Origin of the sequence: Kitasatospora sp. NPDC001261, from assembly GCF_042896795.1 — a bacterium.
Lineage (GTDB): Bacteria > Actinomycetota > Actinomycetes > Streptomycetales > Streptomycetaceae > Kitasatospora.
This window is the reverse complement of the sequence record NZ_JBIAXP010000004.1, coordinates 279,519-303,957: the sequence shown is the minus strand read 5'-3', so window position 1 is coordinate 303,957 and position 24,439 is coordinate 279,519. Positions and strand designations below refer to the sequence as shown.

Sequence of the window (24,439 nt, the reverse complement as noted above, 5' to 3'; positions counted from 1 at the left end):
CGAAGCCCACCCCTGGTCGGGCCCCTCGCCCCGTCGACGCACGCACCGCCCTGGTGCGCCCGACCGGAAGGAGGTGCGGTCGCAGCCTCCGCCAGACGGCCCACCCGGCCGGCCCTTCCCGATCGGCCAACAAGCCGTCCACATCGCCTTCTTGACGGTCCGTCAATTCTCATCCGCGATTTCACCGCCTGAACCGTGACGCGTTCCCCGGGCCGCCCACCGCCCGTTGTACGGAAGGTGAATCGCCGCGCCCGCCCGAAACCCCCGGCCGCCCCGCCGAGGAAGAGGTTCCGCATGACGACGTCCCGGACCCACCCGCGCCCCGCCGAAGCCGCGGTGCTGCTCACCGTGCTCGGCCTGCTCGTCCTGGAGGAGATCGCCCTCGGCATGGCCGAGGAGGAGGACCGCCCCGTCATCGGCGGCATCCTGATCGGCGCCTCCGGCACCGGCCTCCTGGTGGTCGGCGCGGTCCTGCTCAGCCGCTGGATCGACCTCCGCCGCCCACTCCCGCTGCCCCCACCCGGCCCCAACGGCCGCGAGTACAGCGCCCGCGCCCTCGAAGGCTTCCCGATGGAGGCCGTCCGCCCCATACTGCTCGCCGAGAACGCCCCCCAGCTCGGCCACCTGTACTCCGCCTGGATGCTCGCCCGGGCCGGCCGCCCCGCCCCCTGGATCGCCCGCCGCCTGGCCATCCCCCCGGACGCCGCCCAGCTCCTCGTCGACGCCGCCCGCACGGCGAGACTCGATCAGCGCCGCTGACCAGGCGCCGCACTCGCCTGCGCCACCAGGTACGGCACCAGCCCGCGCTCCGCCAGCGCCGACCGCCAGGCATCCCGCGCCAGCACCAGCTCCCCCGGCCCGTCCGCCGCCTCCCCGGCCTCCGGCCCCCTCGCCCGGGCCGCCCCCAGCAACCCCAGCCCGCCCACCAGCAGACTCACCGCCCCCGCCCCGGCCGACACCCACCCGGCGTCCACCAGCGCGTGCGCCAACACCTCCATGTCCTCGACCAGCCCCAGCACGGAACCCAGCAGCAGGAAGACCACCGCCGCCCCCACCGCGATGATCGGCACCACCACCCCCAGCACCCCCCACCACCCCGACGCCCGCTCCCTGGCCGGCACGTCCACCGGCAGCCGCGCCACCGCATCGGCGTCCGCCCGCAACGCCGCGTACCGCTCGTACTCCGGCGCCGCCGCGGCCAGCACGAACTCCGCGTTCTCCCGCGCCGTCCGCCGCAACCGCTCCACCCCCCGGGCCTCCTCCCCACTCGCCCGCAACGCCGCCCGCACCTCCGGCGCCGAGAGCGCCCGCCCGAGCTCCGTCTCGAAGTCCGCCCGATCCTGCTGCGGCAGCCGAAGCGGCCTGTCCATGCTCGTCCCCGATCGCCGTGCGTAATGTTCTACAGAACTGTAGAACAAGGAGGCACGTTGCAGCAGCCCTGTTCACGGGTGGATTCGGTGCTCAGGAGGGGTCGGCCATGGGCACCCGGGCGAGAGCGTCGCGGATCAGCTCGGCAGGGTCGGGTACGTCGATGCCCCACGCGCGGTACCAGTCGATGATCCGGGCCATCGGATGCCCCGTCCTCAGTGACACCTTCAACAGGTCGGCCAAGGTCATGCCCTCGATCCACAACGATCCGATGGACCCTGACCTGTCGAGATCGAGAAGATCCCACGCCTGCTCCATCGTGAGCCCGGCCGGCAGGTCGTCGGCGGACGGAACGATCCCACGGGACCTCAAGTGGCGAGCCAGCTCTCTCGCATGCAGCTGAAGCGTCCGAGCCGCATCGATCAGACGCGCGAACGGCACAGGGGCACCCAACGGAAGGTCGTCCCAATCCATCGCGCCATCGGGCGAGAAGAGTTCCCTGTCCAGCCGGACCGGGCGCTCCGGCAGGACGATCGGGATATCCGCCCCACAGGCCCTGATCCGCTCGATCACCTCACGGAACGACTCCCCACCGAGTTCCCCGACCATGAAGATCAGGTCGTAGGTCAGCTCGACAGGATCTCCCCGCCACAGATCTGCCAGCTCCCCGATCTCCTGCTCGCCGATCTCCAGATCCTCGACACGGGTATCCACCGGCGCCGCTACCGAAATTCCACTCAAAGCCACCGCAGCCTGGCGGGGGATGACTACGGGCGGGCGGTCGGGGCCGAGACAGAAGACGAAGTCACGAGCGGGAAGCACGCCGAGTCCGGCAGCTCGATCGCGGGCTTGCTTGAGCGTGATGCCGAGACTCCGCCCGAGGTCCACCACCCATTCCCCGTCCGGCTGATCCAGCGTCCACAACCTGGCCCCGAAGGCCTGGTGCCTTGGAGCCAGCACCGCGATGTCGGACGGCATCGCCGGGCGCACATTCCGGAACCGGAGCAACTCCGGGCACAGACTGGACAGTTCCGGGAATGCCCGATCCAGCCCGTGAGCCATCATCCGCCAGAGGAGGACGTGATCCGGCGGATTGCCTGGAAGCATTCCATCAAGGAACCGGTCGGGATGTTCACACCACCTGAGGATTCCCTCGTCCGCCAGGAAGCAGCCCGTGCTACGGGTTTCGTACTCGACCCCACGGAATTCGAATGGACGGCCCTGTCGGATGACTTCGGCGGCCACCAGATCGGCGAGATGGTAGTTCCTCTCCGTTACCTGATGGATCCACTCCATGCTCAACACGACCGAGTCCCCGCTCACGAACTCGTCGACCGCCGGCTCCAGCAGGCCCCGGACCGTCTCCGAAAGGTCACTGATGACACGGCGGCGATCCACGGACAACCTCCTCGGCGACAGGCTGCCGGTGAGGTTCAGAACGACCCCGGACAACCCCCTCGGCGAGATGACCCCGCGGACGACCTCCGGCTCGACCACCAGGCCGTCCACGAGCAGTGCCCCGCCCTGCTCGCACCATGTCACCTGAGCGCCTTCCGGCGCTCCGGCCCACGACGTCGTCAGACCCCACGCACTGAAGCCGAAGGTCTCACCCGGCGGCGCCTGCCGCACTTTCAGAACACCGGGCTCCCATGCGCATTCCCGGACGCCGTCGTGCACCGCCGAGGTGGCGAACTCCGCGACGGCCAGGAGGCGTTCGAGGACGTCGACGCACGACCACGACTCTCCCAGCTCGATGTCGTCGCGCAGGTACAGCCGGACGGTAGTACCCGGCATGCGGCCCTGCTCCGCCCGTTCGGCGATGCGGAAGAGGTGGCTCGGGCCGTAGATCGAGACATCCAGTTGCGGACCCAACTGACCCGAGGCGTCCAGGCGGCAGGTGGTGACCCGGATCTCGTCGGCGAGCATGAAGTAGCTCAGAACGCCGATGCCGAAGCGGCTGTTCGGATACAGCTCGACGGGCGGGTCGACCTTGCGCCACTCGGCGCGTTCGAGCTTGAAGTCCAGCTGCTCCGCGAAGCGGGCGCCGGCGTTGGAGAAGACGCCCCTCAGCTCCTCCTCCCCCATGCCGACGCCGTTGTCCTGGCACTCCAGGTAGGCGCGGCCGTTCTCGTCCACGCCCTGGCGGAACTCGATACGACCGTCGTAGGTGAAGGTCGCGATGGGGTTGGTGCGGTCCAGGTACTCCGTGCGGGCGCGGCGGTAGCGGCAGGCGTCGAGGGCGTTCTGGTAGAGCTCGCGGACGGCCAGGTCCCGGTCACGGTAGAGCTCAACGCCCATCAGCAGGCTGCGGACCCTGCGTTCGTCCATGCGGAAGCGCGCCCAACCGGTGAAAGCGCCGGCGGCGGGGGCGGCTTCGTCCGAGGTGAGGCGGGTGGGAAGTGGGTGTGTCGCGAGGACCCGGCGGACGGCGTGGAGGAGTTCGTCGGCGCGGGCGGTGTACTCGCGCAGCCCTTCGACCACCGCCTCGTGGTGGCACTCGGCTCGCAACACCGGCAGGTCGTAGGGGCCGCCCCACGCGGCCTCGTCCAAGGTCCGACGCAGCTCGGTGAGGTCGACCTCGTGCGGGATGCCGAGGTGTTCGGCCACGATCTCGGGTAACGCCGTCATCTCGATGGCGGTCCCGTACGCCAGCGCGAGCAGCAGGGCCAACCTCGGCTCCCGGACGTGCTGTTCGCCCGGGGCCCGCAGGTGGTCGTCGGTGCTAAGGCCGGCCAGGTAGTCGCGGTTGCCGACGTCGGGGCCTCGACGGAGACCGTGCAGCAGGGCGCAGACGCGCTTGAGGGCGAAGGTCTCGCCGAGGTCGGCGAGCATTGGCAGCTGGTCGACGATCTCCTGGACGCCCTCGGGGTCGGCGAGGTCCTCGTGCTGGTCGAGCCAGCGATGGAAGAGCCACCAGCCGAGTGTTGCGGCAGAGGCGGGTCGGGTTCGGGTGCGGCCCACGAGCAGGTCGTAGGACTCGATGAACTGCTCGTACGCCGCCCGGTCGGGGTCAGGATCAGGTGTGCGCGCGAGGTCAGTTGGACGCACAGAAGCCCGGACCGCTGTCAGGCGCAGCGAGCGGACCCGGTAGAGGAACGGCAGGACGGCCAGCAACGCGGCCTCGGCCGGGTAAAGGTCGAGTCGATCGTCGCCGAGCAGCCAGTCGACTCGTGAAGCGAAACGCACCGCGATCCCCGGGTCCTGCCACGGGTCTTCGGCGAGCACCGTCTCGTCCCGCAGTCGGGCCAGTTCACCGACGGCCTTCAGGGCCACGCACCGGTACGGCTCGGCGTCCCGGTCCTCCCGGATGTGCTTCCAGGCCCGTGACTCGGCAGCGGCCCGCACCCACGCGTCGGCCCCTTCCGGCACCGCCGGGGGCTGACTCCCGCCCACGTAGATGTGTCCGGCCTGCACGACCGTCCCGTGCACCGGGCCGTTCACTGTGTTCGCAGTGTGGTCCACCATCCCTCGTCCCCTCCCCATGTGCAGGGGAACGAGCGTAGGGCAATAGCCCCTCACGCCACGGTCAGAATCCCGCGCATGAAGTGGTGGAACGTACAGAGGTACGAGTACGCACCGGGCTGCGTGGGAGCGGTGAGCGTCGCGCTGCCGCCCGGGGCGATCGGGCCGGTGTCGAAGGTGCCGTCCTGGGCGGTGAGGGTGTGGGCGGTGGTGCCGGTGTTGGTCACGGTGACCGCCGTGCCCGGGCTGAGGGTGAAGTCGGCCGGCTCGAAGGAGAAGTCGCGGATCGTCACCGTCCCCGTGAAGGGGCTGGGCGACGGCGGGGCCGTGGATGGCGACGGCGGCGCGACGGTACTGCTGGTCTCCTCCGGGCCCGGCACCATGAACGAGCTGACGCAGCCGGTCAGTACGGGGCCCGCGGCGAGCAGGAGGGCCGAGGCCCGGAGGAGGGTCCGCATCAGGCGGGGGTGGCGAGCAGCCTGGCCCGCTTGGAGTCGGCGGCGGCCGACGGGGTGGCGCCGATGTTGGAGACGGTGGTGGTCAGGATGGCGTCGACGTCCGGGATCCAGTTGGTGGTCTTGGACTGGACGAGGACCTGCCGGGTCTGCGGCGTGCCGTCGCAGATCACGTCCGCCTCCGCGGTCCGGCTGGAGCCGAAGGCGACGACGGTGTTGTCCTCCGGGTCCTTCTGTTCGACGGAGACGGTGAGCGAGCGGGCCTCGTCCGCGATCGAGCAGAGGTACTCGACCTGTACCCGGACCCGGCCGGGGAGCTTGGGGTCGATGACGGCGTCGCCGAGGGTGACGGTGGTGGGGACCGGCTCGTCGGCCCGGGCCGGTACGGCGGCCCCGGCGGCGCCGGTGAGGCCGGTGAGGGCCGAGGTGAGTACCGTCAGGATGATCCACCGCTGCACTGAAACCTCCGGTCTGAGGACATATGGGCGTACGAACGCATTGCGGCCGACGTTAACCGGCCGGAGATCCACCCGCGCGCCCAACCGTCCGAACGTCATACCAACAGCCCAGCGCCCCGTCCGCAGCCCTCCCCCAGCCGGTCCCAACCGCCCCCACCCGATGGTGTGCGTGAGAAGTCGACCTGGCCGACTTCTCACGCACGCAGGGGGAATGACGTCGGCCCGTGCCCCAGGACGCCTGGGGCACGGGCCAGAAGGGTGCACTCCGCGCAGGTCACGTCGCCAGGTGGTCGAACTCCCCCGCTTTGACGCCGCACAGGAGTGCGCCAAGCGCGCCGGGCGAAGTGGAGAGGACGGTGTCGGGGTCATCGCTCTCACGAATCCGGACAGTGGCGTCGGCAACTGCTGAGACGTAGATGCAGTTGGCGGTGTCGCCGCTGAACGAGGACTTCTGCCAGCTCTGAACGGCCATGGTTCTTCCCGTCTCACATGCTCTGGGCGGTCCGGCGGATCAGGTCGCGGGACGCGTCGGGCTTGAGCGCACTCGCCTCCAGCCGATCCAATACGGCTCGATACTTGATCAGCTGCGGCTCGGTGTCAATGAACTCGAATCGGTCCCCATCGACCTGGACACTGTCCAACCGCGCGACCTCTGCTGCGAAGTACACGATCCCGGCACCGGAACTGGGGTAGCTACCGGTGCCGAACGGGATGACACGAAGATCGATGTGCGGGTGTTCACTCATGGTCAGCAGATATTCGAGCTGATCACGGGCAACCTTGCGGCCCCCAAAGCCCATACGCAAGGCCGTCTCATGGACGACGGCCGACAGCGGCATCGGACGGTCGCCGAAGAGCACCGCCTGTCGCTTGATGCGGTGGGATACCAGGTGCTCCACTTCGGGCGGGGACAACGGCGGGACTACGTCCCGGAACAGGGCACGAGCATGTTCAGGGGTCTGGAGAAGACCAGGGATGTGGACCACTGAGACGATCCGCATCGTCTGCGTGTGGTGTTCGAGTTCCGCCAGGTCGAGCGCTCCGGCCGGGAGGATCTCGCGGTACTCCTCCCACCAGCCACGCGTGCGGCCGCCAGTCATGTGCGTCAGTGCCTCGATCAGGGCGTCGTCCGCGCAGCCGTAGAGACGCGCCAGGGTCCGTACGCGGTCCGCGCTCACCGGGTACCCGCCGGATTCGATGTTGCTGATGCGGGACTGCGGGGTGCCGTGCAGTTCCCCGGCTCGTGTGACCGAGAGTCCCGCCTGCTCGCGCAACCGGCGCAGCTCCGCACCGAGTCGCCGCTGCCGGATGCTCGGCGGAGTCTTGCTGGGCGGCATCCGCTATCTCCTCGCTCTCGACCGCCATCGTCGGCGCCCGTCACCCATGGGAGTGGTAGTGATACAGATTCCTCAAAGGCGGTGGACTACATACTACCGACTGGCTACTTTTGACTCTGCGTCATGGATGCCCGCTGCCGGCGGTGACAGCAGCGCGGCGTCCAACTCCCCTACATGTAGGAGACTTCCATGAGCGCTACGCCCTCGCCAAACTCCCGCCCGGCCACGCTCCGCCCGCCGGTCGAACCGACCTTCGAGCAGGAGCTGTGCGGGCTCGTGCTCGACACCGCACCCCGGCTGTTCGCCGTCGTCCAGGTGTGCGGCAACGACGCTGACGGGTGGGTCGCGGCCTGGGGGCTCGCCGACTCGGACGGCCGGGCCCATGTGATCGCCATCGACGGGCGGACGCGGATGACCCTCCCCTCGCCCGAGCGGGCCGTGCGCCACTTCTCCGGACGGCCGGGCATCACCGCCCGGCTGATCTGGCTCTCCCCGCCGGAGGCCGCCACCGTGAGCCATGCCGCTGCGGCCTGAACCTCCCCCTACTCCCGCTCGACAAAGGCCAGCAGGCGCTCGTTGACCAGCTCGGGCTGCTCCAGGTTGAGTCCATGCCCGGCACGTTCCAGAATCTCCGCCCGCACGCCGGGGATCAGGCGGGTGACCCGCTCCACCACCTGGCGCGGCCGCAGCAGCGCACTGCGCCTACCCACCAGGACGAGCACCGGCAGCTCGATCGACGCCAACTCCTCGTCCGTGAACGGCCGGGCCGGCGGGCGGCCGCCCGGCTTGTAGCTCCGCATGGCGAGCATCAACGGTGCGATCATCTCGCGCGGCGCGCTCAGTGCCGGGTTGGCCAGCAGCCGGCCGACGGCCGGGCGGAGCGGGCGCGGGGCGAGCATGCCGAACAGGCCGCCGACCATGTGGGCGTAGAACCGCGCGGGGACCTTCTCGATCCCGCCCGGGTCGAGCGGCGTGACCGAGGCCAGCCGCTCGGGCGCGTGGATCGCCTGGTTGAGCGCCAGCCAGCCGCCGTACGACACTCCGACCAGGTGGACCCGCTCCAGCCCGAGGCCGGCCAGCACCTCCCCCAGCCAGGCCGCATTCTCCTCCGACCCGGCCGCGACGGCGCGTTGCACGCTGCGGCCCGGGTCGTCCAGGGTGTCGATCGCGTAGACGGGGTGCCGCTCGCCGAGCGCCGCGATCTGCGGGTACCAGTTGGACGGGTGCCCGGCGTGACCGTGCAGCAGCACGATCGGCTCGCCGGTCGTCGCGCCGTAGCGGTGGACGTGGACGCTTCCGTACGCGGTCTCGACGTCGAGTTCCCGGCGCGGGCCCGGCCAGAGTTCCATCGCCCGGTCGTACGCCTCAAGGAACTTCGCCCGAGCCGGCTCGCTGACGAAGTGTCCGACGCTGGTCCTGGTCATGATCCCTCCCTGTTTGATGGTATGGTTGTACCACAAAAATATCCGGAAGGAACCCGATGCCGAAGCTGGTGGATCACGAGGAGCGGCGGGCCCACATCATCGACGCCCTGCTCCGCTCGGCGGCGAACAGCGGCCTGCACTCCGTCACCATGCGGTCGGTGGCCATCGAGGCCGGCGTCTCGGTGCGCCTCGTGCAGTACTACTTCGACACCAAGGAGCAGTTGCTGCTCGCCGCCATGACCCGGCTGACGGCCCGCATGGGCGAACGCGTCCAGCGGCGCGTCCGCGCGAGCGGGGCCACCGACCCGCGCGGCATCATCGAAGCCGTCCTGCTCGAAGCCGTCCCCACCGACGAGGAGAGCCGGGCCTTCCACCTCATCCACACCGAGTACGCGGTGCTCTCCGTCACCGATCCGGCACTCGGCGGGCCCCAGTTCCTCGCCGCGCCCAACGAGATGGAGGCCTTCCTCACCGCCCAGCTGACCGCCGCCCAACAGACCGGAACCGCCGACCCGCAGCTGGACCCCCGCCAGGAGGCCGTCGTCCTCCTCGCCGTCTCCGCCGGCCTCGGCCTCAGCGTCCTCCTCGGCCAGCGAACGGCGGAGGCCGCCACCACCGTCCTGCGCTACCACCTCGGGCGGCTCTTCCCCGGCTAGGAATCTGTCCGGTCGATCACGTGACTCACTAGACTCTCTCCTCATCCTGGAGGGGGTGGCTGAAGCAGTGATGACTCGTGAGTCGGCCCTTGCGATGGTGCAGAAGATCATGGATGGCGACTGCTACAACGACGCCGAGATCGACCGCACGCTGGAGGCACTGGACAGGGGCCTTGGCTGTCCGAGCGGCTACGTCAGCGACTTGATCTACTCGGCCGACGGGCCGGAGCCGACAGCGGCCGAGGTCGTCGAACTGGCCCTGGCCCACCGACCGTTCGCGCTGTGAGAACGACAACCGCTCGGACGTGCTTCAGCCAGTCTTCAGCCAGTGCAGCGCATTGTCACGCGGGCGGGTGAGCCGACGGCCGACGCCCGTACGGGAACCGGTGCCGCTGGCAGGATGGCGGCCATGTCGAACACCAGGCGCGTGAAGCCACCCACCCGTTCCCGGACCGCCCCGGGAACGTCCGTCCACACGATCAAGGTCACCCTGTCCGGCTCCAAGCCCCCGATCTGGCGTCGCCTTCAGGTGCCGTCGGGCACGGATCTGCGGCGGCTGCACGACCTGGTCCAGGCCGCGTTCGGCTGGGAGGACTACCACATGTGGGCCTTCGAGACCGGGCGGGAACGGTACGGCGTCACCGATCGGGACCTGGGGATCCGCAACGCGACGGCGATGCGCCTCGACCAGATCGCCCCCGGCGTCGGCACGCGGTTCCGCTACATCTACGACTTCGGCGACAACTGGGAACACGACATCCTCGTCGAGGCCGTAGGAGACGCCGAACCGGGTGTCTCCTACCCTCACTGCCTCACCGGCCGACGGGCCGGCCCGCCCGAGGACTGCGGCGGGATCTGGGGATACGAGTACCTCGTCGAGGTTCTCACCGACCCCGGCCACGAAGAACACGAGGAACGACTCGAATGGCTCGGCCTCGACTCGGCCGACCAGTTCGACCCCGCCGCGTTCGACCCAGCCGAGATCAACACCGCCCTGGCCGACTACACGACCGTACTCGTCCACGACTGAAACCGGACCGCGCCCAGCCGATCGCGCCCCCAACCCCGCCGGGGGCGATCAAGACCCTCGCAGGATCAACGCGGTGCTGCACCGGTAGTGCTTTGTCAGGTCAGTGCTGGTCTTGGCCTGGGTCAAAGCACTACAAGAGCCTGACTCTTCGACGGGTTGGTCAGTGGACGACGAGCCGGTTCTGTTCTCCGTCGAATATGTCAGCCAGGACGTCGGCCTCCCTCCGGTGCCCTTCGAAGAAACCCCGCCGGTCGACGTGCACGACCAGGATGTCGTGGCTGTCGATCACCTCGGAGATGCCCCGGGTCTCGATCGTGTCCGACCACGCGTTCAGATTCCGGCCGAACCACTCCGGCAGCCCGCAGGGCTCGCTCACCGCGTCCCAGAAGTCGTTCAGTGTCTCGATCCGCCGACCGCGCAGGTCGACTACCAGCTCGCTGTCCGTCATCCCAGCAGGGTAGCGAGCCGACTGCCGGCCAAGAGACACACTCCGACCGAGGAAGCCTCGAGAGTGCTACCGGCCGACGGTGATCGACGGCTGCCCGACGATTGCCGGACCGACCCTGTCGACGTGGTCGTCAGAAGTAGCCGAAGAAGCGGTCCGACCAGGTGGGCCGCTGGATGTACGAGGGCAGTCGGCTCGGCCCGTCGTAGTCGCTCTCCAGTAGTTCCTCGGCAACCACGACATAGCCGAGTTCGACCAGCGCCCGATTGACCCTGGCGAGGTCCTCGCCGTCCAGCTCGCCCTCGGTCCGGGCTTCCTCCGTTCCGCTGAAGGCGCCCGGGTTGTCGGCGCAGACCAGCGCCAGTGAGCCGAACTTGCTGACGCAGACGACGATCCGGGTTCCGCAGACGGTCGCGTCCCCGGGAACGACGACGCGTCCGTACTCGCTGGAGTCCTGGGTGTCCTGCTCGGCCGGGCAGGGAGCAGCGAAGTCGCCTTCGAGCCGAGCCACCAGAGCACCGAAGCGAACCGCGGTCCCGCGACGGTCGTAGCGCTGCGGCCACTCCAGCCACGCCGGATCATCGAGCTCGCGCAGCAGCGCCGGCAGGTCCGCCTCACTCTCGGTCATGCGCTCATCCTGGCGCGGCAGCCACCCGCGGAACAGTCCGGGGCACCGGCACACTCGGCGCTCCCCGACCTCACCCGCCCAGATTCAGTAGCATCAGGGATTCCGATCGTGAAGGAGTGCCGACCGCGTGAGACTCGTCAGCGACCCCGTGTACGGCGAAGTGGATCTGACGGCGTCGGCGGAGGAGCTGAACCGTCTGGCGGACGCGGTGGCCGAGGGCAAGGGGCTTCTCATCTCGACCCCCTCACCGGACGCCGACGCCCTGGCGGGGATCGAGGTGAAGGGGACCGCCGGCCCGGGTGTCCTTGTCCTTCTGGACTCCGAGCGGCAGTTCCTCGTGATCAGCGGTGACTCCGCCGGCCGGGCGGTACTCGCGGACAACCTTCGCGGCATGGCCTCCGCCGAGGACGGCGGCCACCTCCACATCGACTACTTTCCCGGGCACTTCTACCTTGCCGAGGGTTCCCTGCCGCTGGTGGTCAACAGTCCGCACGGCGGCATGCCGACCCGCTGAACCGGCCGTTGGTTGTTCGTGGTGACCGAGGATCCGACCAACGGGATGCCCGCCGGGGCGGTGGTCGCTTCGTCAGTCCTGGAGCCGGCCGAGCAGTCCCCTCCTGAGCGGCGGTAGCGGTCCCGGAGAAAATGGATTGCCTTGGGGGCGGCGCTCACGTTGGCTGGGCAGCATGGCTGAACTGCGTACCGATCGCCTCGTGCTCCGTCGATGGCAAGACTCCGACCTTGAACCGTGGGCGGCTATGAATGCCGATCCTGAGGTTCGGGAGCACTTGGGCGACCTGCTCACCCGCGAACGGAGCGATGCCTCCGTGGCGCGGTTCCAGGCCGAGTTCGACCGGCGAGGCTACGGATGGTGGGCGGTTCAAGTACAGGCCACGGGCGAGTTCATCGGCTTCGCGGGCTTGGACCAGGTGGATGATGACATGCCGTTCACGGGGGTAGAGATCGGTTGGAGGCTCGCTCGCTCGGCCTGGGGCCAGGGTTACGCCACCGAGGCCGCCCTGGCCGGTCTTGCCTTCGGCTTCGAAACGCTTGAACTCCCCGAGATTCTTGCAGTGACGACCGCCACCAACATCCGTTCCCAAGCAGTGATGCGCCGGATCGGCATGACCCGCGACCCGGCTGACGATTTCGACGACCCCACCGCGCCCGAAGGGCCACTGCGCCCGAACGTGCTGTACCGAATCGCGTGTGGTGTGAGGGCCTGACCCGCTCCCTCCTGGTCGGTCGACCTGCGCACACGGACAGGCTCAGCCACCACACCCCCCAACGGTCGCATCGGACGTCTCCGGACATCCAACCGCTCGAACCGCCGATCCGGCGAACCTTCCCGGTCAGTACAACTAGACCAAGGCCCCCTGCTCCGCGGGTTGGCGCGGGACGCCGTGGAACACCTGGCGCGTGTGCCACTGCCGGTGGCGGTCGGCGACCGGGGGGCGGCCTGGTTGCGGGCCGATGAGCGGGCGGCCGGAGAGTGCGAGGACGTGGCGGCGGCTGGCCTCGCTGCGGCCGACGAAGCGGTCGGAGACCAGGATGCGATGGCCCTCACCGAGGCCCAACACGCCCTTGTCGAAGAGCTTGTGGTGCAGTGAGCACAGGCACAGGCCGTTGTCGACCTCGTCCGGCCCGTCGTGCGACCACCAGCGCACGTGCGCGGCCTCCAGCCCGACCGGGCTCGCCCCGAGGGCGCCGTCGTAGCCGCAGAAGGCGCACTGGAACTCGTAGGCGGTGAGTATCAGTTCACGCATCCGCCGGTCGCGCTGACGCCGGGCCGCGGCCTCGGGCCCGCCCACGGCCCCGGTCTCGGCCCGCTCCAGGTCGAGGCCGACCGCCTCGCAGAGGTCGGCGTGCAGGGACGTCGGGAAGTGGGCGTCCAGCAGCACCCGGGCCATCCGGCCCAGCAGGGCCGGCTCCTCGCCGAGCGCGGCCCGCAGCGCGGGCGCGAGCCTGCCGGCGGCCCCGCTCGCCCGGAGGACCCCGACCCCGCTGCCGGGGCTACCCGGCCCCTGGTCGGTGCGGACCTCCCACACCCCGTCGCTGACCAGGTGGTGGAACGGGTAAGCGGGGGTCGTCGGACGCGGCGGGCCGTACTCGACGAGCAGCCGCTTCAGCTCCTCCTCGACCGCGCTGTACCGCAGTTCGCCGCCGGCGTCCCGCTGGTAGCCGCCGAGCGCGTAGAGCAGCAGCAGCGGCTTGTGCGGCGCACGCTCGCCGCCCTTCGTCCAGCGCCTCAGCCGTGCCACCCGATCGAGCCAGTCCATGCCGGCCAGCGTAGTTCGCGGCACGACGAAGGGATCACCCGGGCCGACGGGTCTGCCCCCGGCCCCCCCGAGCCGGTCGAGGTCACTCCGGCCGGAATGCGCTGGCCTCGAGCGTGACGGGTGAGCCACGATGCCCTCTCGTGCCGGTTGAAGGAGGGAGAGTCATGGCCGAGGTGGCTCCGATGGATCTTGTCGTTCTCGCTGACGATGAGGGCAACGGCGTCGGCATCACGGTCCTGGGTCGGCACCCGCGATGGTCCGGCGGGCTTGCCGCCGAGATCGCCGTGGCGACGCCCTTCGTCAGTGGGCGCATCGACCTGGTGCTGTCGGCCTCGAAGTTGGAGGAGTGGGGCCTGGCCCTGGACAGGCTCGATGCCGGCCAGGACATCGAGTGGATGGAGATGGACAGCGGACCGTCCGTCTTCATCCAGCTCACCGGTGAGCGCGGGTGCCCCGAGGTGGTTGTCGAGGACGAGTCGGGCTCGATGGTCACCGTGCGGGTTCCGATCGGCCTGCCGGAAGGGTGGATCGCGGACCACCGCGAACGCCTCCGGAACCTGCTGGACTCCTGGAGCCCGATCCCGTCAGTGTAGGGACGGCAACGGCCCGGCCTGCTGTCGGCCGGAGGCGAGCTGGTCGTACTGGTCGAGGAGTTCGGACGTCGCGGCTTGGTCCGGCGCGACCTCCAGGGCTGCGGCGAGGTGGTGGCGCGGCGGGCGGGGCCGGGTCGAAGGATCGGTGGAATTTTTTTCCGGATCGACCGGATGCCAACCACCCAGCGGCGGCAGGCATTGTCGGCATGCCATCCAAAAGTGCCCACGAGAGCGGCCCGTCCCGCAAAGTTCGGACTTGCGGGCTGGAACGGCGTAGAAATGTGGTGCGCTTCTTTCTGCGGCGATTTCACGAATTCGCAGGTGGAGATGTGTGCTCCGTAGACGAAACCATGGCTCTGACCTGCGGAGATCAGCAATAATTTATATCAATCTGCACTACGCCAACGGCCGGTACAGGACCGTCGCTTAGGAATCAGGAGGCGGTCCACACCCTGCCCGAGCGTGGGTATCCTCGTCACCGGACCCGCAGACGGGCATGAAATGGGCGCCGCCCCCTCGCCGGAACGGCGCCCGTATGCCTCATCGGGTTCGAAATCCGTTATCCGATCCGGAAGGCATTGCCATGCTCTCACAGGAAACACCCGCACCGACCCCGTCCCGGTCCCGGCGACTGCACCTGCGGGTGACCGCCGGCGGTCTCGGCAGCCTGGCGACGGCGGTCGACCTGGGCCTCGGGTGGCGTCTCGTCCGGGCCGGGATGGGCGCGCCCCAGGCCGGGGCGATCTGCTTCGGCCTCCTGGCCGTCCCGGCGCTGGTGGCGCTGACCGCCGTCCTGTGGTCCGCCGACCGACTGGAGGCCTCGCCCCGGAGCTGACCGGGCGAGGACGGTCCGGGCACCCAGTAAATTTACTGGGTGCTCTGACTACCCTCGCCCGGAGGGGAGTTGTCACGGATTACGTGATCCGTGACCTCCCCCGCCCGCCGCACCGCCGCTGCGCCGTGCGCCAGGCGGCGGTGACGGCCTGGCGGGCGGCGGCGGTGGCCTCGGGGATGTCGCCGGGCAGGTGGAGCGGGGCGCCGAGGTGGACGTGCAGGGCGGGGCGGCGTACGGGGGCGGTGGCGAGTCCGGCGAGCTGTTTGGCGGTGCCGCCCGAGCTGAGGCGGCGGGCGCCGCACTGGCCGAGCGGCACCACGGGGGCGCCGGTCGCCGCCGCGAGCCGGGCGAGGCCGGTGCGGAAGGCGCCCGGTTCCGCGTCGCGGGAGTCCCGGTGCTTGGGCAGGCCGCCCTCGCCGTAGATGAGGACGACCCGGCCGGCCGCGAGCGCCGCCGCGGCCGCGTCGAGGGCTTCGGCCGCCCGGGCCGTGCCGCGGTGGACGGGGATGTGCCCGCCGGAGCGCAGCACTCCGCCGAGCACCGGTACCCGCCACAGTCCGGCGGTCGCCATCACCACCGGCTCGGTGCCCAGGCGGCGCAGCGCGGCCAGCACCACGCCGGGGTCGGCGGCCGAGGTGTGGTTGGCCGCGACGACGCTGCCCGGGGCGACCGGGCCGGGTGTCTCGGAGGTGACGGAGAGGCGCCCGAGGACGGGCACCAGGGCGGCGGCGATCCGGCTGAGCATGGCGGGCCCTCCGTGGCCTCCGGCGTCGTGGGACCGCTATCGTCCCGGCACACCGGCCCCGCCCGCCTGAGTAGCGGTACTCAAACGGGACCGGGTGCCGGTCGCCGGGTCAGCCGCGCTGTACGGTGACCCGGTCCACGGCGGTGCCGTCCTCGGTGAGCGAGCGCACCTCCATCCGGGCGGGCCTGCCCGCGACGGCGGGGGTCACGTCGACCGCCACCAGGCAGTAGCCGGTGTACCGGACCCTGGACCAGGTGACCTTGACGGTCTGGTTGTGGCCGCTCCGGTCGGAGACCACCATCGGCACGGGCTTGTCGTTGGCGCTCTCGTGCCCGAGGTAGGTGTCGGCGGCGGGGAAGGAGTAGAGCCCGCCGCCACCGCCGCCCGCGACGACGTAGGTGGTGCCGTCCTTGACCGGGTCGACGGTGTCGCCGGAGGCGACCTTGCGGGTGGGCTTGCCGGCCCGGATGGGGTCGGTCCGCTCGTAGACGTGGTTGTGGCCGCTGAGCACCAGGTCCACCTGGTACTTGTCGAACAGCGGGGCCCAGTCCTGCTGCGCGCCGAGTTCGGCCCCGTTGTCGTGGCAGGTGGAGTACGTGCACTGGTGCAGGTAGACGACGATGAAGTCGATGCCGGTGTCGGCGCGGAGCGCGGCGAGCCGGCTCTCCAGCCACTTCTTCTGCTTGCCCTTGGTGTAGTCGAGGTTGGCGGGGGTGTTGTAGCAGACGTCGTTGCCGTCGAGGCTGATCAGGCCGACGTTCTGGTAGCGCCAGGAGTAGATGCCGGTGGACTGGCTCCAGGCGTTGTCGGGCGTGGTGAAGCGGGCGCGCATGCCGCCGTAGCCGTCGGTCCCGTACCAGGGCTCCATCTCGTGGTTGCCGATCGCCGGCATCCACGGGGTCCGCGCGGCGACGGGTTCGTTCTGTACGAAGAAGGAGTCCCACAGGCGGGCGTCGTACGCGTCGCTGGTCTTGCCGCTGCCGCCGGCGTTGGCGTAGGAGAGGTCGCCCATGTGGAGGTGGAAGGCGGGGTCGAGGCCGGCGATCAGGTTTCCGGTGGCCGCCGCGTTGTACCCGATGCCCTGGTCGCCGAAGGCGGTGAAGGTGAATCCGGCGCCGCGGCCGGGGGCGGGCGCGGTGCGGAAGCTCGCCACGTCGCCGAGCCGGGCGCCCTGGCCGGCCGGGTCGTAGCCCTGGTGGCCGACGACGTAGTAGTAGGTGGTGTCCGGGATCAGCTGGTCCAGCCGCGCGTGCAGGTAGTACTGGGTGACGGTGGTGGGCTTGACGAGGGGCTGGTCCTCGACCGGCTTCTGCCAGGAGAGCTTGCTGACCAGGGCGCGGACCTCGGCGGCGATCGGGGCGCCGTAGTCGCCGGGCTGGACGCCGATGCGGACGAACGGCGCGGTCACCGCGTCCGGCACCTGCCAGGAGACGACGACCTGCTGGGACGGGTCGGCCCCGTAGGCGAGGTGCCGGCCGAAGGGCCGCAGCGCGGACCCGGCGGTCCGCTCGCCCCGGGGCGCGGGGACGGTCGGGGCGGCGGGGGAGGTCGGGGTGACGGGGAGGGTCGGGGTGGCGAGGGCGGTCGGGCGCGGGGCCGCCAGGGCGGTGCCCGGCAGCAGCAGGCCGCCGGCCGCGAGGGCAGCTCCGCCCGCCGCGCCGGCTCGGAGGAGGTCGCGCCGGGAGTGCCGTGGGGTCTCGGTCTCGGACATGACATCAAGTTAGGAAACTTCCCTAACCTTTGACAAGAGGTCCGGCACCACCGGACGTGTTTTCGATTCCCGTTCACGGCAGGCGAGTTGGTACGACAGCGAGGGCCCGCCGCGCACGGGCGGCGCGGCGGGCCCTCGACGACGGGCGCGCTACCGGCGGGCGCCGGCGACCGACGCGCTACCGGCGACCGACCGGTCCTGGGAGTCCTCGCCCTGGTCGTCGTCGTCCCAGCCGTCGCTGCGGTCGCGGTACAGGGTGAAGCGGTCGTACAGCACCGGCGTCGGGAGCGGGGCGGCGGCGGTGGCCGGGACGGAGTGGTAGTAGCTGACGGTGATGGCGGTCCGGCCGCCGGGCACCGACCCCGGGTCGACGTCGAAGACCGCGACGCCGTAGGGGTAGCGGGTGTCCGGGTCGGTGACGGCGGACCAGTGGGCCTTCTCCTTGGCGTCCGGGTCGGCCTTGTAGGTGAGGCGCTGGGTGCGGACGGTGGCCTCGCGGACGCCGTCGGCGTCGGCGGGCAGGTAGACGTCGTCGTGCCCGGCGGTGCCGCCGCCGCCGAGGATCAGGTGGACGGTACCCTGCGAGGTGTCGATCTGCCGCAGGTCGTCGTCGGCGACGGCCGGGGTGAGCAGGCCGCCCGGGGCGGTGCCGCGCACCGGGTGGGTGCGCTCGTAGTCGTGGTCGTGGCCGGCCAGCACGAGGTCGACGCTGTGGCGGTCGAGCAGCGGCAGCAGCTTCTCCCGGATGCCCATGTCGCCGCCGTGGCTCTGGGCGGAGGAGGACATCGCGAACTGGTGCAGGTAGACCACGATCCAGTCCACCGAGCTGCCGCCCCGCGCCCGCGACAACAGCCGGTCCAGCCAGCGGAGTTGGGCACCGTCGCTGTACCCGCTGATGTAGATCGACTGCCCGGTGGCGGGGTCGATGCTGGCGTCGTCCTCGACCGCGATCTCGTTGCCGTCCAGGCTGACGAAGAGCACCGAGCCGATCTGGAAGCCGTAGCAGGTGCCGCAGTGGTCACGCGTGCCGTTGTCCGGCAGCTCGAAGCGGGTCAGGTAGGAGGCGTAGCCGAGCTCCCCGCCACCCGCCTCGACCTCGTGGTTCCCGGGCGTGGGCATCCACGGGCGGTGGGCGGCCGATGCGGACATGTTGTTCATGAACGCGTTCCAGGCCTGCGGCTGGCGCTGCGGGTTGTTGTTGGCGTACGCGAGGTCTCCGTTGAGCAGGTGGAACAGCGGGTCGAACCCCTCGACCTGACGGACCGCCGCCGCGCCGTGGATGGAGGACTTGCTGAACACGTTGTCGCCGGTGCCGAGGTCGCCGAAGCTGGTGAAGCGGAACGCGGCCCGGCCTGGCGCGGGGGCGGTGCGGAAGGTGCCGCGGACCGGCTGGGCGCCGTCGTGCAGCACCTCGTAGACGTACGTGGTGTCGGGCCGCAGGCCGTCCAGGCGGGCATGGTGGGTGAAGGTCTCGACCTTGTTGAGGCCGTCCACGTAGCTGCGGCTGCGCGCGTGCACCGTCCGGCCGGCGCCCTCGCGCGGGGTGCCGATCCGCACCCGGGGACGGTTCACGGACGCCGCCGTCGCCCAGGAGACCGTCATCTCGCGGGAGGGCTCGTCGCCCCACTGGAGGTGGAGCTGCTCCGGACCGGGCGTGCCGGCCACCGCCGGCTGGGTCCACAGCAGGGTGGACGCGGGCAGTGCGGCGAGCGCACCGGCCGCCGCACCGGTGCGAAGGACCGTCCTTCGAGACGTACGGGATGTGCGGGAAGTACGAGAGGGTTGTGCCGCCACTGCCGCCTCCTGGGCTCGGGGAAACGCCGAGGAGGCTCCCAGCCGCACCGCACGGCCGGGTCACGCCCAGCCGTGCGGACGGCGAACGGCAGCCGAACGGCGGGTGGCCGGGAACCCTCGGTGCACGACCTTGTCCCCGGTCGGCCGGGCGGCGCGGGAGCCCCGAGGTCGCGGCGCGCGGGCCGGGGCCGCGACAACGGCTGCCGGTGCCGAAAGCGGGCGGCAGGCGCACCAGCGGCGAGGTGACGAGGCACCAAAGCGACGAAACGGCAAGGCGACGAGGAGTACGGCCGGTCGGCCGCCGACCACCGGGGTGGCCCCGGACCGCCGTGCGGGTGACCCGTCGGACGTGTCGTCCACGGAACGCACCGTCCGGCGTGCATGGGTGGGAGTGCGCCGCCCCCGTGGACGGCGCCGGTCTTGTCCCCGAGTCTGAGAGCCGCCCATGCCTCCCACCGTTCGCCTGCGCCGCATCGTCCCGACCGCGCTCTGCGCCCTCACCGTGGCCCTCGCCGCCCCCGCGGCCCACGCCGCGCCGCCAGGCCGCGACAGCCGGTCCGACCCCGGGAGGGAGGGCGGCGGCTCGTACGACTGGGACCGCGTGGCGGCCTGCGAGAGCAGCGGAAACTGGCGCATCAACAGCGGCAACGGCTACTACGGCGGCCTCCAGTTCGACCAGCCCACCTGGCGGGAGAACGGCGGCCTCGGCTACGCCCCGCGCGCCGACCTCGCCACCCGCGAGCAGCAGATCGCCGTCGCCCAGCTCCTGGCCGAACGTCGCGGCCTCTCCCCCTGGCCCGTGTGCGGCGCCCGCGCCACCCACGGCCAGGGCCGCGACAACGCCCCGCCGCCCCCGGCCCACGCCCACACCCACACCCACGCCGCCCCGGTCGAGTCCGAGGACGGCACCTGGACGGTCCGCGAGAACGACACCCTCGCCGACCTCGCCGAGTCCCTGCGCGTCCCCGGCGGCTGGCCGGCGCTCTACGAGCTCAACCGCGACGCGGTCGGCGAGGACCCGGACCTCATCCATCCCGGACTGGTCCTCGAACTCCCCTCCTAGGACCGGTCGAACCCGACCGCCGCCCGCGCCCGCCCAGGCGCGGGCGGCGGTCCGTCGTTCCGCCCCGGACACGCCGCCGGCCCGTCCGCTCACCAGGAGCGGACGGGCCGGGGCGGACGGACCGGGGCGTAGGGGCCGCAGCGTACGGGCCTCGCAGCGGAAGCAGGCCGTCAGCCGACGTGGACGCGCGGGCGGCGCGAGCGGTCCGGCTCGGCCTCGCGCAGCACCTCGCGGGTGACGGGGGCGACCTCGCCCTGTCCGAACAGGAAGAACCGCAGGAACTGGGCGAAAGGGCTGCCCTCGGTCCACTCGAAGTAGAGGTGCGGCTGCTGCCCGGTGCGGTCCCGGATGTTGAGCGCCAGTGCGGCGAGCGCGTTCGGGATGCTGGAGCTCTCCAGGGTGAGCACCCGGTAGCGGCCGTGCAGCACCTCGCCGCGCACGGTCAGCGCGGCCTCGAAGTCGGAGGCGTCGCGGACGGTCACCTCGACGAAGACCAGGTCGTCCTCGCCGGGGATGTCGTTGTCGGCGCGGATCTGGTGGATCTTGTCGCGGTACTCGGCGAGGTCCCGGCTGTTCGGCTCGTTGGCGATCAGCCGCAGCGGCCGGTGGGCGTAGTCCCTGATGAAACGTTCCGCCACGTCGTCCAGGGCGACGCTGGTGACACGCAGCTCGAAGGCGCGGCGCAGCCGGGAGAGCAGCGAGACCAGGACGATCCCGGCGATGAAGCAGGCGCCGATCTTCAGGCCGTCCGGCCGCTCCAGGCAGTTCAGCACGGTGGTGTAGAGGAAGATCGCCGCGATGACCGCGAAGGCGACGGTCCAGCCGCGCTCGCGCTTCTTGTGCGCGGCGATGGTCACCGCGATGGCGGCGGAGCTGATCAGCACCAGCACGCCGGTCGCGTACGCGCCGCCCTGGGCGTCCACGTCGGCGTCGAAGATCCAGGTGACCAGGAAGCCGATCAGGGTCAGCACGATCACCATCGGCCGCACCGCGCGGGCCCAGTGCGGGGCCATGCCGTAGCGCGGCAGGTAGCGGGGCAGCAGGTTGAGCATGCCCGCCATGGCGGAGGCGCCGGCGAACCAGAGGATCGCGATGGTGGAGAGGTCGTAGACGCTGCCGAAGGCGCCGCCGAGGTACTCGTGGGCCAGGTACGCCAGGGCGCGGCCGTTGGCGTCGCCGCCGGCCTTGAACTGGTCGGCCGGGATGAGCAGCGTGGTGATGAAGCTGGTGGCGATCAGGAAGCAGCTCATGATCACGGCGGCGGTGGTCAGCAGCTTGCGGGTGCCGCGGATCCGGCCGGCCGGGTTCGCCTCGGTGTCGTCGGGGTCGCCCTTGATGTGCGGCATCACGGCGACGCCGGTCTCGAAGCCGGACAGGCCGAGCGCCAGCTTCGGGAAGGTCACCAGGGCCACGCCGACCATGACGATCGGGTTGCCGTGCTGGGCGGTCAGCGCGTCCGTCCAGTCGGTGACCACGTGCGGCGCCGAGACGATCTTCCAGAGGCCGACGGCCACCACGACCACGTTCAGCACCAGGTACGTCCCGACCAGGAAGACCGCCAGGCCGATCGCCTCGCTGAAGCCCTTGAGGAAGACCGCGCCGAGCAGGGCCACCAGGACCAGCGTGATCACCACCTGCTTGCCGCCGAGGAAGCCGGTCAGGTGCGGGTTCTCCACCAGGTGCGCGCTCGCGTCGGCGGCGGACAGCGTGATGGTGATCAGGAAGTCCGTCGCCGCGAAGCCGAGCAGCGCGAGGACGAACAGCTTGCCCTTCCAGAACGACAGCAGCCGCTCCAGCATCGCGATCGAGCCCTCGCCGCGCGGGCTCTCCTTGGCCACCCGCCGGTAGACCGGCAGCGCGCCCAGCAGGGTGACCACCACCAGCACGATGGTGGCGATCGGCGACAGCACGCCCGCGGCCAGGGCGGCGATGCCCGGCTGGTAGCCGAGCGTCGAGAAGTAGTCCAGGCCGGTCAGGCACATCACCCGCCACCAGCGCTGGCCGGCGGGCGTGCCGTGCGCGGCGGAGTCCCCCGCCGCCGCGCCCCCGGTCGGCGCCTCCGGGGCGCCCTCGTCGGCGGACTGCCGCGCGGGCTTCTCCGCGGTCACGTCCTCCAGCAGCCAGCTGCGGAGGCGTATTCGCGCCGACGGCGCGTCCGACTCCGCCGTCTCCGTCGAACCCGACGAAACCACCTTGCACCTCTTGTTTAAAGACCCCGTAAAAACGCCGTCGGGCGACGGCAGTGCGTCAGGCTATGCGACCGGCGTTAAGGATCCGCTACCGGGCCGCGTTAAGAAATCGTCATGACGCCGCAGGTCGGTGCCGGTGGCACGCCGGAGTGCGCCGGGTGCCGGAGACGGCGGGACCCCGAACCGCCGGAGCGGTTCGGGGTCTTTTCGGGGTGGAACCCGGGCACTTTCGCGCGGGGGGGGAGTCCGCGATCAGGCCCGGTAGCCGAGGACGGTCATCATGCCCGTCTCCGCGTGGTAGACGTTGTGGCAGTGCACCATCCACAGGCCCGGGTTGTCGGCGTCGAAGTCGACGGCCAGGGTCGTGCCCGGCAGCACCACCGCGGTGTCCTTGCGCGGGCCGTCCCCGGGCAGCGCGAAACTGTGACCGTGCAGGTGGACGGGGTGCCACATGGCGGTGCTGTTGCGGAACTCCAGCCGCACCCGCTCGCCCGCCGCCACCGGGTAGCGCTGCGCCGGGTCGTACCGGCGGCCGTTGAACGCCCAGTCGGCCTTCGCCATCCCGCCGGTGAGCTCCAGCCTCACCGTGCGGTCCGGCGTCTTGGCCGGCAGCCGGACGTCCGGGGCGGCCCTGAGCTGCCCCGCGGTGACCAGCCGGCCGTCCAGCTCGGCCGGGCGGACGGCGGCGTCGGGCGCGGCGCCGCCGCCGGTGCGCAGCACGGCCAGGGCGGTGGCGTTCTTGCCCTCCGCCAGCGCGGTGAGCGGGAAGGCGCCGTCCTTGGCGGTCACCAGCACGTCGTAGCGCTCGCCCATGCCGAGCAGCAGCGCCTGGGTGGTGGCCGGTTCGACCGGGAAGCCGTCGGTGTGGGTGACGGTCAGCTCGTGGCCGCCGAGGGCGACCCGGTAGGCGGTGTCGCCGCCCGCGTTGACCAGCCGGATCCGGATCCGGTCGCCGGGCTTGGCGGTGAAGGTCTCGGGCGCGGTCGCGAGCCTGCCGTTGACCAGGTGGAACGGGTACGCGACGTCACCGGCGTCGCCTCCCAGCAGCTGGCTCTGAGCGCCCATCAGCATCCGGGACGGGCCTGCGGCGTTCGGGGTGCCGCCCGGGGCGCTGCCCGTCCCAGTCATCCCCGCCATGTCGTGGCCCGGCATCCCCGTCATCCCCGGCATGTCGTGGCCGGAGCCGCCCGAGTGGTCCATCCCGCCCATGCCCCGGGCGAGTTCGGCGAGGACGGCGTCCGGGGTGCTGCCGTCGACACCGTCCACCCAGTCGTCCAGGACGACGACCCACTCCTTGTCGTAGGCCAGCGGCTCCCTGGGGTCCTCCACGATCAGCGGGGCGTACAGGCCGCGGTCCTGCTGGACGCCGGAGTGCGGGTGGAACCAGTACGTGCCCGGGTGGGCGAGCGCGAAGCGGTACTCGAAGGAGGCGCCGGGCCGGACGTCGGCCTGGGTCACGCCCGGCACGCCGTCCATGTCGTTGCGCAGCGCGAGGCCGTGCCAGTGCAGCGTGGTGGGCTGCGGCAGGTGGTTGGCGAGGGTGACGGCGAGCGTGTCGCCGAGGGTGGCGCGCACCTCCTGGCCGGGCAGGCGGTCGCCGTACGCCCAGCTGCGGACGGTGCGGCCGCCGAGGTCCAGGGTGGTCTCGGTGGCGGTGAGCGCGACCTTCCGCTCCGGGCCGGGGTTGCGCCGGGCCTCGGCGGCGGCGACCTCGGGGCCGTTCGGGGCGAGGTAGCCGGCCGGGGCGGCGGCTCCGGTCGTGCCGCTCGTGGGGCCGTGGTCCATGGACCCGTGGTCCATGCCCTTCATGGAGCCGGAGGAGCAGGCGGTGAGCAGGCCGGTCCCGGCGGCGGCGAGCGCGGCGCCGAGGACGGTACGACGGGGGGGTGTGCGCATGGCGGAGTGCACCTCGTGCGGTGTGTGGGTGTGCAGGACGTCGCGTCGGCCGTTCCGTGCGCGGGCGCTGC

Annotated in this window: 25 protein-coding genes; 10 read left to right on the top strand and 15 right to left on the bottom strand. The window is 71.2% G+C overall.

The genetic code is table 11. The features are described 5' to 3' along the window. The first annotated feature begins 294 nt into the window (after positions 1–294). Positions 295–759, top strand: coding sequence for a hypothetical protein (locus ACFY4B_RS08250; protein WP_117487037.1), 465 nt, complete (start codon positions 295–297; stop codon positions 757–759). Here the strand turns inward: ACFY4B_RS08250 and ACFY4B_RS08245 are convergent. The 6 genes from ACFY4B_RS08245 to ACFY4B_RS08220 form a co-directional block, all read right to left on the bottom strand. Then, positions 747–1,370, bottom strand: a complete 624-nt coding sequence (locus tag ACFY4B_RS08245; protein ID WP_117487038.1) for a hypothetical protein — start codon at positions 1,368–1,370, stop codon at positions 747–749. The genes ACFY4B_RS08250 and ACFY4B_RS08245 overlap by 13 nt on opposite strands. Positions 1,371–1,461: 91 nt before the next feature. Then, complete coding sequence (locus ACFY4B_RS08240; protein ID WP_387966883.1) at positions 1,462–4,833, bottom strand: hypothetical protein; 3,372 nt, start codon at positions 4,831–4,833, stop codon at positions 1,462–1,464. A 50-nt stretch (positions 4,834–4,883) separates the two neighbouring features. After that, positions 4,884–5,288 (bottom strand): cupredoxin domain-containing protein, encoded by a 405-nt coding sequence (locus ACFY4B_RS08235; protein ID WP_387966882.1) that lies wholly within the window; start codon positions 5,286–5,288, stop codon positions 4,884–4,886. Beyond that, complete coding sequence (locus tag ACFY4B_RS08230) at positions 5,288–5,743, bottom strand: hypothetical protein (RefSeq protein WP_049650061.1); 456 nt, start codon at positions 5,741–5,743, stop codon at positions 5,288–5,290. The genes ACFY4B_RS08235 and ACFY4B_RS08230 overlap by 1 nt, the downstream gene beginning before the upstream one ends. A gap of 274 nt (positions 5,744–6,017) precedes the next feature. After that, complete coding sequence (locus tag ACFY4B_RS08225) at positions 6,018–6,215, bottom strand: DUF397 domain-containing protein (protein ID WP_387966881.1); 198 nt, start codon at positions 6,213–6,215, stop codon at positions 6,018–6,020. Between the two features lie 13 nt (positions 6,216–6,228). Further along, entirely contained in the window at positions 6,229–7,080 is an 852-nt protein-coding gene (locus ACFY4B_RS08220) for a helix-turn-helix domain-containing protein (RefSeq protein WP_380742942.1), read from the bottom strand. 189 nt (positions 7,081–7,269) lie between these two features. On the opposite strand from ACFY4B_RS08220, the gene ACFY4B_RS08215 reads away from it, so the two are divergent. Then, positions 7,270–7,614, top strand: a complete 345-nt coding sequence (locus ACFY4B_RS08215; RefSeq protein WP_387966880.1) for a hypothetical protein — start codon at positions 7,270–7,272, stop codon at positions 7,612–7,614. 8 nt (positions 7,615–7,622) lie between these two features. Here the strand turns inward: ACFY4B_RS08215 and ACFY4B_RS08210 are convergent, their stop codons facing one another. Next, positions 7,623–8,504 carry an alpha/beta fold hydrolase gene (locus tag ACFY4B_RS08210; RefSeq protein WP_375874806.1) on the bottom strand — a complete coding sequence of 294 codons (882 nt, stop codon included), beginning with the start codon at positions 8,502–8,504 and terminating at the stop codon, positions 7,623–7,625. A 56-nt stretch (positions 8,505–8,560) separates the two neighbouring features. Here ACFY4B_RS08210 and ACFY4B_RS08205 point away from each other — a divergent pair, with 56 nt between their 5' ends. From ACFY4B_RS08205 to ACFY4B_RS08195, 3 genes are all read left to right on the top strand, one after another. Next, positions 8,561–9,160, top strand: coding sequence for a TetR/AcrR family transcriptional regulator (locus ACFY4B_RS08205; RefSeq protein WP_375874805.1), 600 nt, complete (start codon positions 8,561–8,563; stop codon positions 9,158–9,160). A gap of 55 nt (positions 9,161–9,215) precedes the next feature. Further along, on the top strand, positions 9,216–9,446 hold the full coding sequence (locus ACFY4B_RS08200; protein WP_310593110.1) for an e9imm peptide: 231 nt from the start codon (positions 9,216–9,218) through the stop codon (positions 9,444–9,446). A 123-nt stretch (positions 9,447–9,569) separates the two neighbouring features. Next, positions 9,570–10,190, top strand: coding sequence for a plasmid pRiA4b ORF-3 family protein (locus ACFY4B_RS08195; RefSeq protein ID WP_387966879.1), 621 nt, complete (start codon positions 9,570–9,572; stop codon positions 10,188–10,190). A 160-nt stretch (positions 10,191–10,350) separates the two neighbouring features. Here ACFY4B_RS08195 and ACFY4B_RS08190 read toward each other — a convergent pair whose 3' ends face one another. Together ACFY4B_RS08190 and ACFY4B_RS08185 are read right to left on the bottom strand one after the other, a co-directional pair. After that, the gene (locus tag ACFY4B_RS08190; RefSeq protein ID WP_387966878.1) at positions 10,351–10,638 is read right to left on the bottom strand and encodes a barstar family protein; all 288 of its coding nucleotides are present in this window, start codon (positions 10,636–10,638) and stop codon (positions 10,351–10,353) included. Positions 10,639–10,768: 130 nt separating this feature from the next. Next, positions 10,769–11,263 (bottom strand): hypothetical protein, encoded by a 495-nt coding sequence (locus ACFY4B_RS08185; RefSeq protein ID WP_387966877.1) that lies wholly within the window; start codon positions 11,261–11,263, stop codon positions 10,769–10,771. Between the two features lie 127 nt (positions 11,264–11,390). On the opposite strand from ACFY4B_RS08185, the gene ACFY4B_RS08180 reads away from it, so the two are divergent. After that, positions 11,391–11,777, top strand: a complete 387-nt coding sequence (locus tag ACFY4B_RS08180) for a hypothetical protein (protein ID WP_387966876.1) — start codon at positions 11,391–11,393, stop codon at positions 11,775–11,777. Between the two features lie 172 nt (positions 11,778–11,949). Continuing rightward, complete coding sequence (locus ACFY4B_RS08175; RefSeq protein ID WP_387966875.1) at positions 11,950–12,489, top strand: GNAT family N-acetyltransferase; 540 nt, start codon at positions 11,950–11,952, stop codon at positions 12,487–12,489. A gap of 135 nt (positions 12,490–12,624) precedes the next feature. Here the strand turns inward: ACFY4B_RS08175 and ACFY4B_RS08170 are convergent, their stop codons facing one another. Then, positions 12,625–13,542 carry a phosphorothioated DNA-binding restriction endonuclease gene (locus ACFY4B_RS08170; RefSeq protein WP_074002505.1) on the bottom strand — a complete coding sequence of 306 codons (918 nt, stop codon included), beginning with the start codon at positions 13,540–13,542 and terminating at the stop codon, positions 12,625–12,627. Positions 13,543–13,706: 164 nt separating this feature from the next. Between ACFY4B_RS08170 and ACFY4B_RS08165 the strand changes: the two genes are divergently transcribed. After that, positions 13,707–14,135, top strand: coding sequence for a DUF5959 family protein (locus ACFY4B_RS08165; protein ID WP_387966874.1), 429 nt, complete (start codon positions 13,707–13,709; stop codon positions 14,133–14,135). Between the two features lie 583 nt (positions 14,136–14,718). Next, positions 14,719–14,970: a hypothetical protein gene (locus ACFY4B_RS08160; protein ID WP_375874798.1), complete on the top strand. Its 252-nt coding sequence runs from the start codon at positions 14,719–14,721 to the stop codon at positions 14,968–14,970. Between the two features lie 79 nt (positions 14,971–15,049). On the opposite strand, the gene ACFY4B_RS08155 is transcribed toward ACFY4B_RS08160, so the two are convergent. The 3 genes from ACFY4B_RS08155 to ACFY4B_RS08145 all read right to left on the bottom strand — a co-directional run bounded on the left by ACFY4B_RS08155 (position 15,050) and on the right by ACFY4B_RS08145 (position 19,091). Then, positions 15,050–15,715, bottom strand: a complete 666-nt coding sequence (locus ACFY4B_RS08155) for a lysophospholipid acyltransferase family protein (protein WP_387966873.1) — start codon at positions 15,713–15,715, stop codon at positions 15,050–15,052. 109 nt (positions 15,716–15,824) lie between these two features. Then, complete coding sequence (locus tag ACFY4B_RS08150) at positions 15,825–17,426, bottom strand: purple acid phosphatase family protein (protein ID WP_380742918.1); 1,602 nt, start codon at positions 17,424–17,426, stop codon at positions 15,825–15,827. Between the two features lie 150 nt (positions 17,427–17,576). Further along, positions 17,577–19,091, bottom strand: coding sequence for a purple acid phosphatase family protein (locus tag ACFY4B_RS08145; protein ID WP_387966872.1), 1,515 nt, complete (start codon positions 19,089–19,091; stop codon positions 17,577–17,579). 574 nt (positions 19,092–19,665) lie between these two features. Between ACFY4B_RS08145 and ACFY4B_RS08140 the strand changes: the two genes are divergently transcribed. Next, complete coding sequence (locus ACFY4B_RS08140; RefSeq protein ID WP_117487051.1) at positions 19,666–20,283, top strand: transglycosylase family protein; 618 nt, start codon at positions 19,666–19,668, stop codon at positions 20,281–20,283. Positions 20,284–20,453: 170 nt separating this feature from the next. Here ACFY4B_RS08140 and ACFY4B_RS08135 read toward each other — a convergent pair whose 3' ends face one another. After that, positions 20,454–22,475: an amino acid transporter gene (locus tag ACFY4B_RS08135; protein WP_375877115.1), complete on the bottom strand. Its 2,022-nt coding sequence runs from the start codon at positions 22,473–22,475 to the stop codon at positions 20,454–20,456. 249 nt (positions 22,476–22,724) lie between these two features. After that, positions 22,725–24,368 (bottom strand): multicopper oxidase family protein, encoded by a 1,644-nt coding sequence (locus ACFY4B_RS08130; protein WP_387966871.1) that lies wholly within the window; start codon positions 24,366–24,368, stop codon positions 22,725–22,727. Between the last annotated feature and the right edge of the window lie 71 nt (positions 24,369–24,439).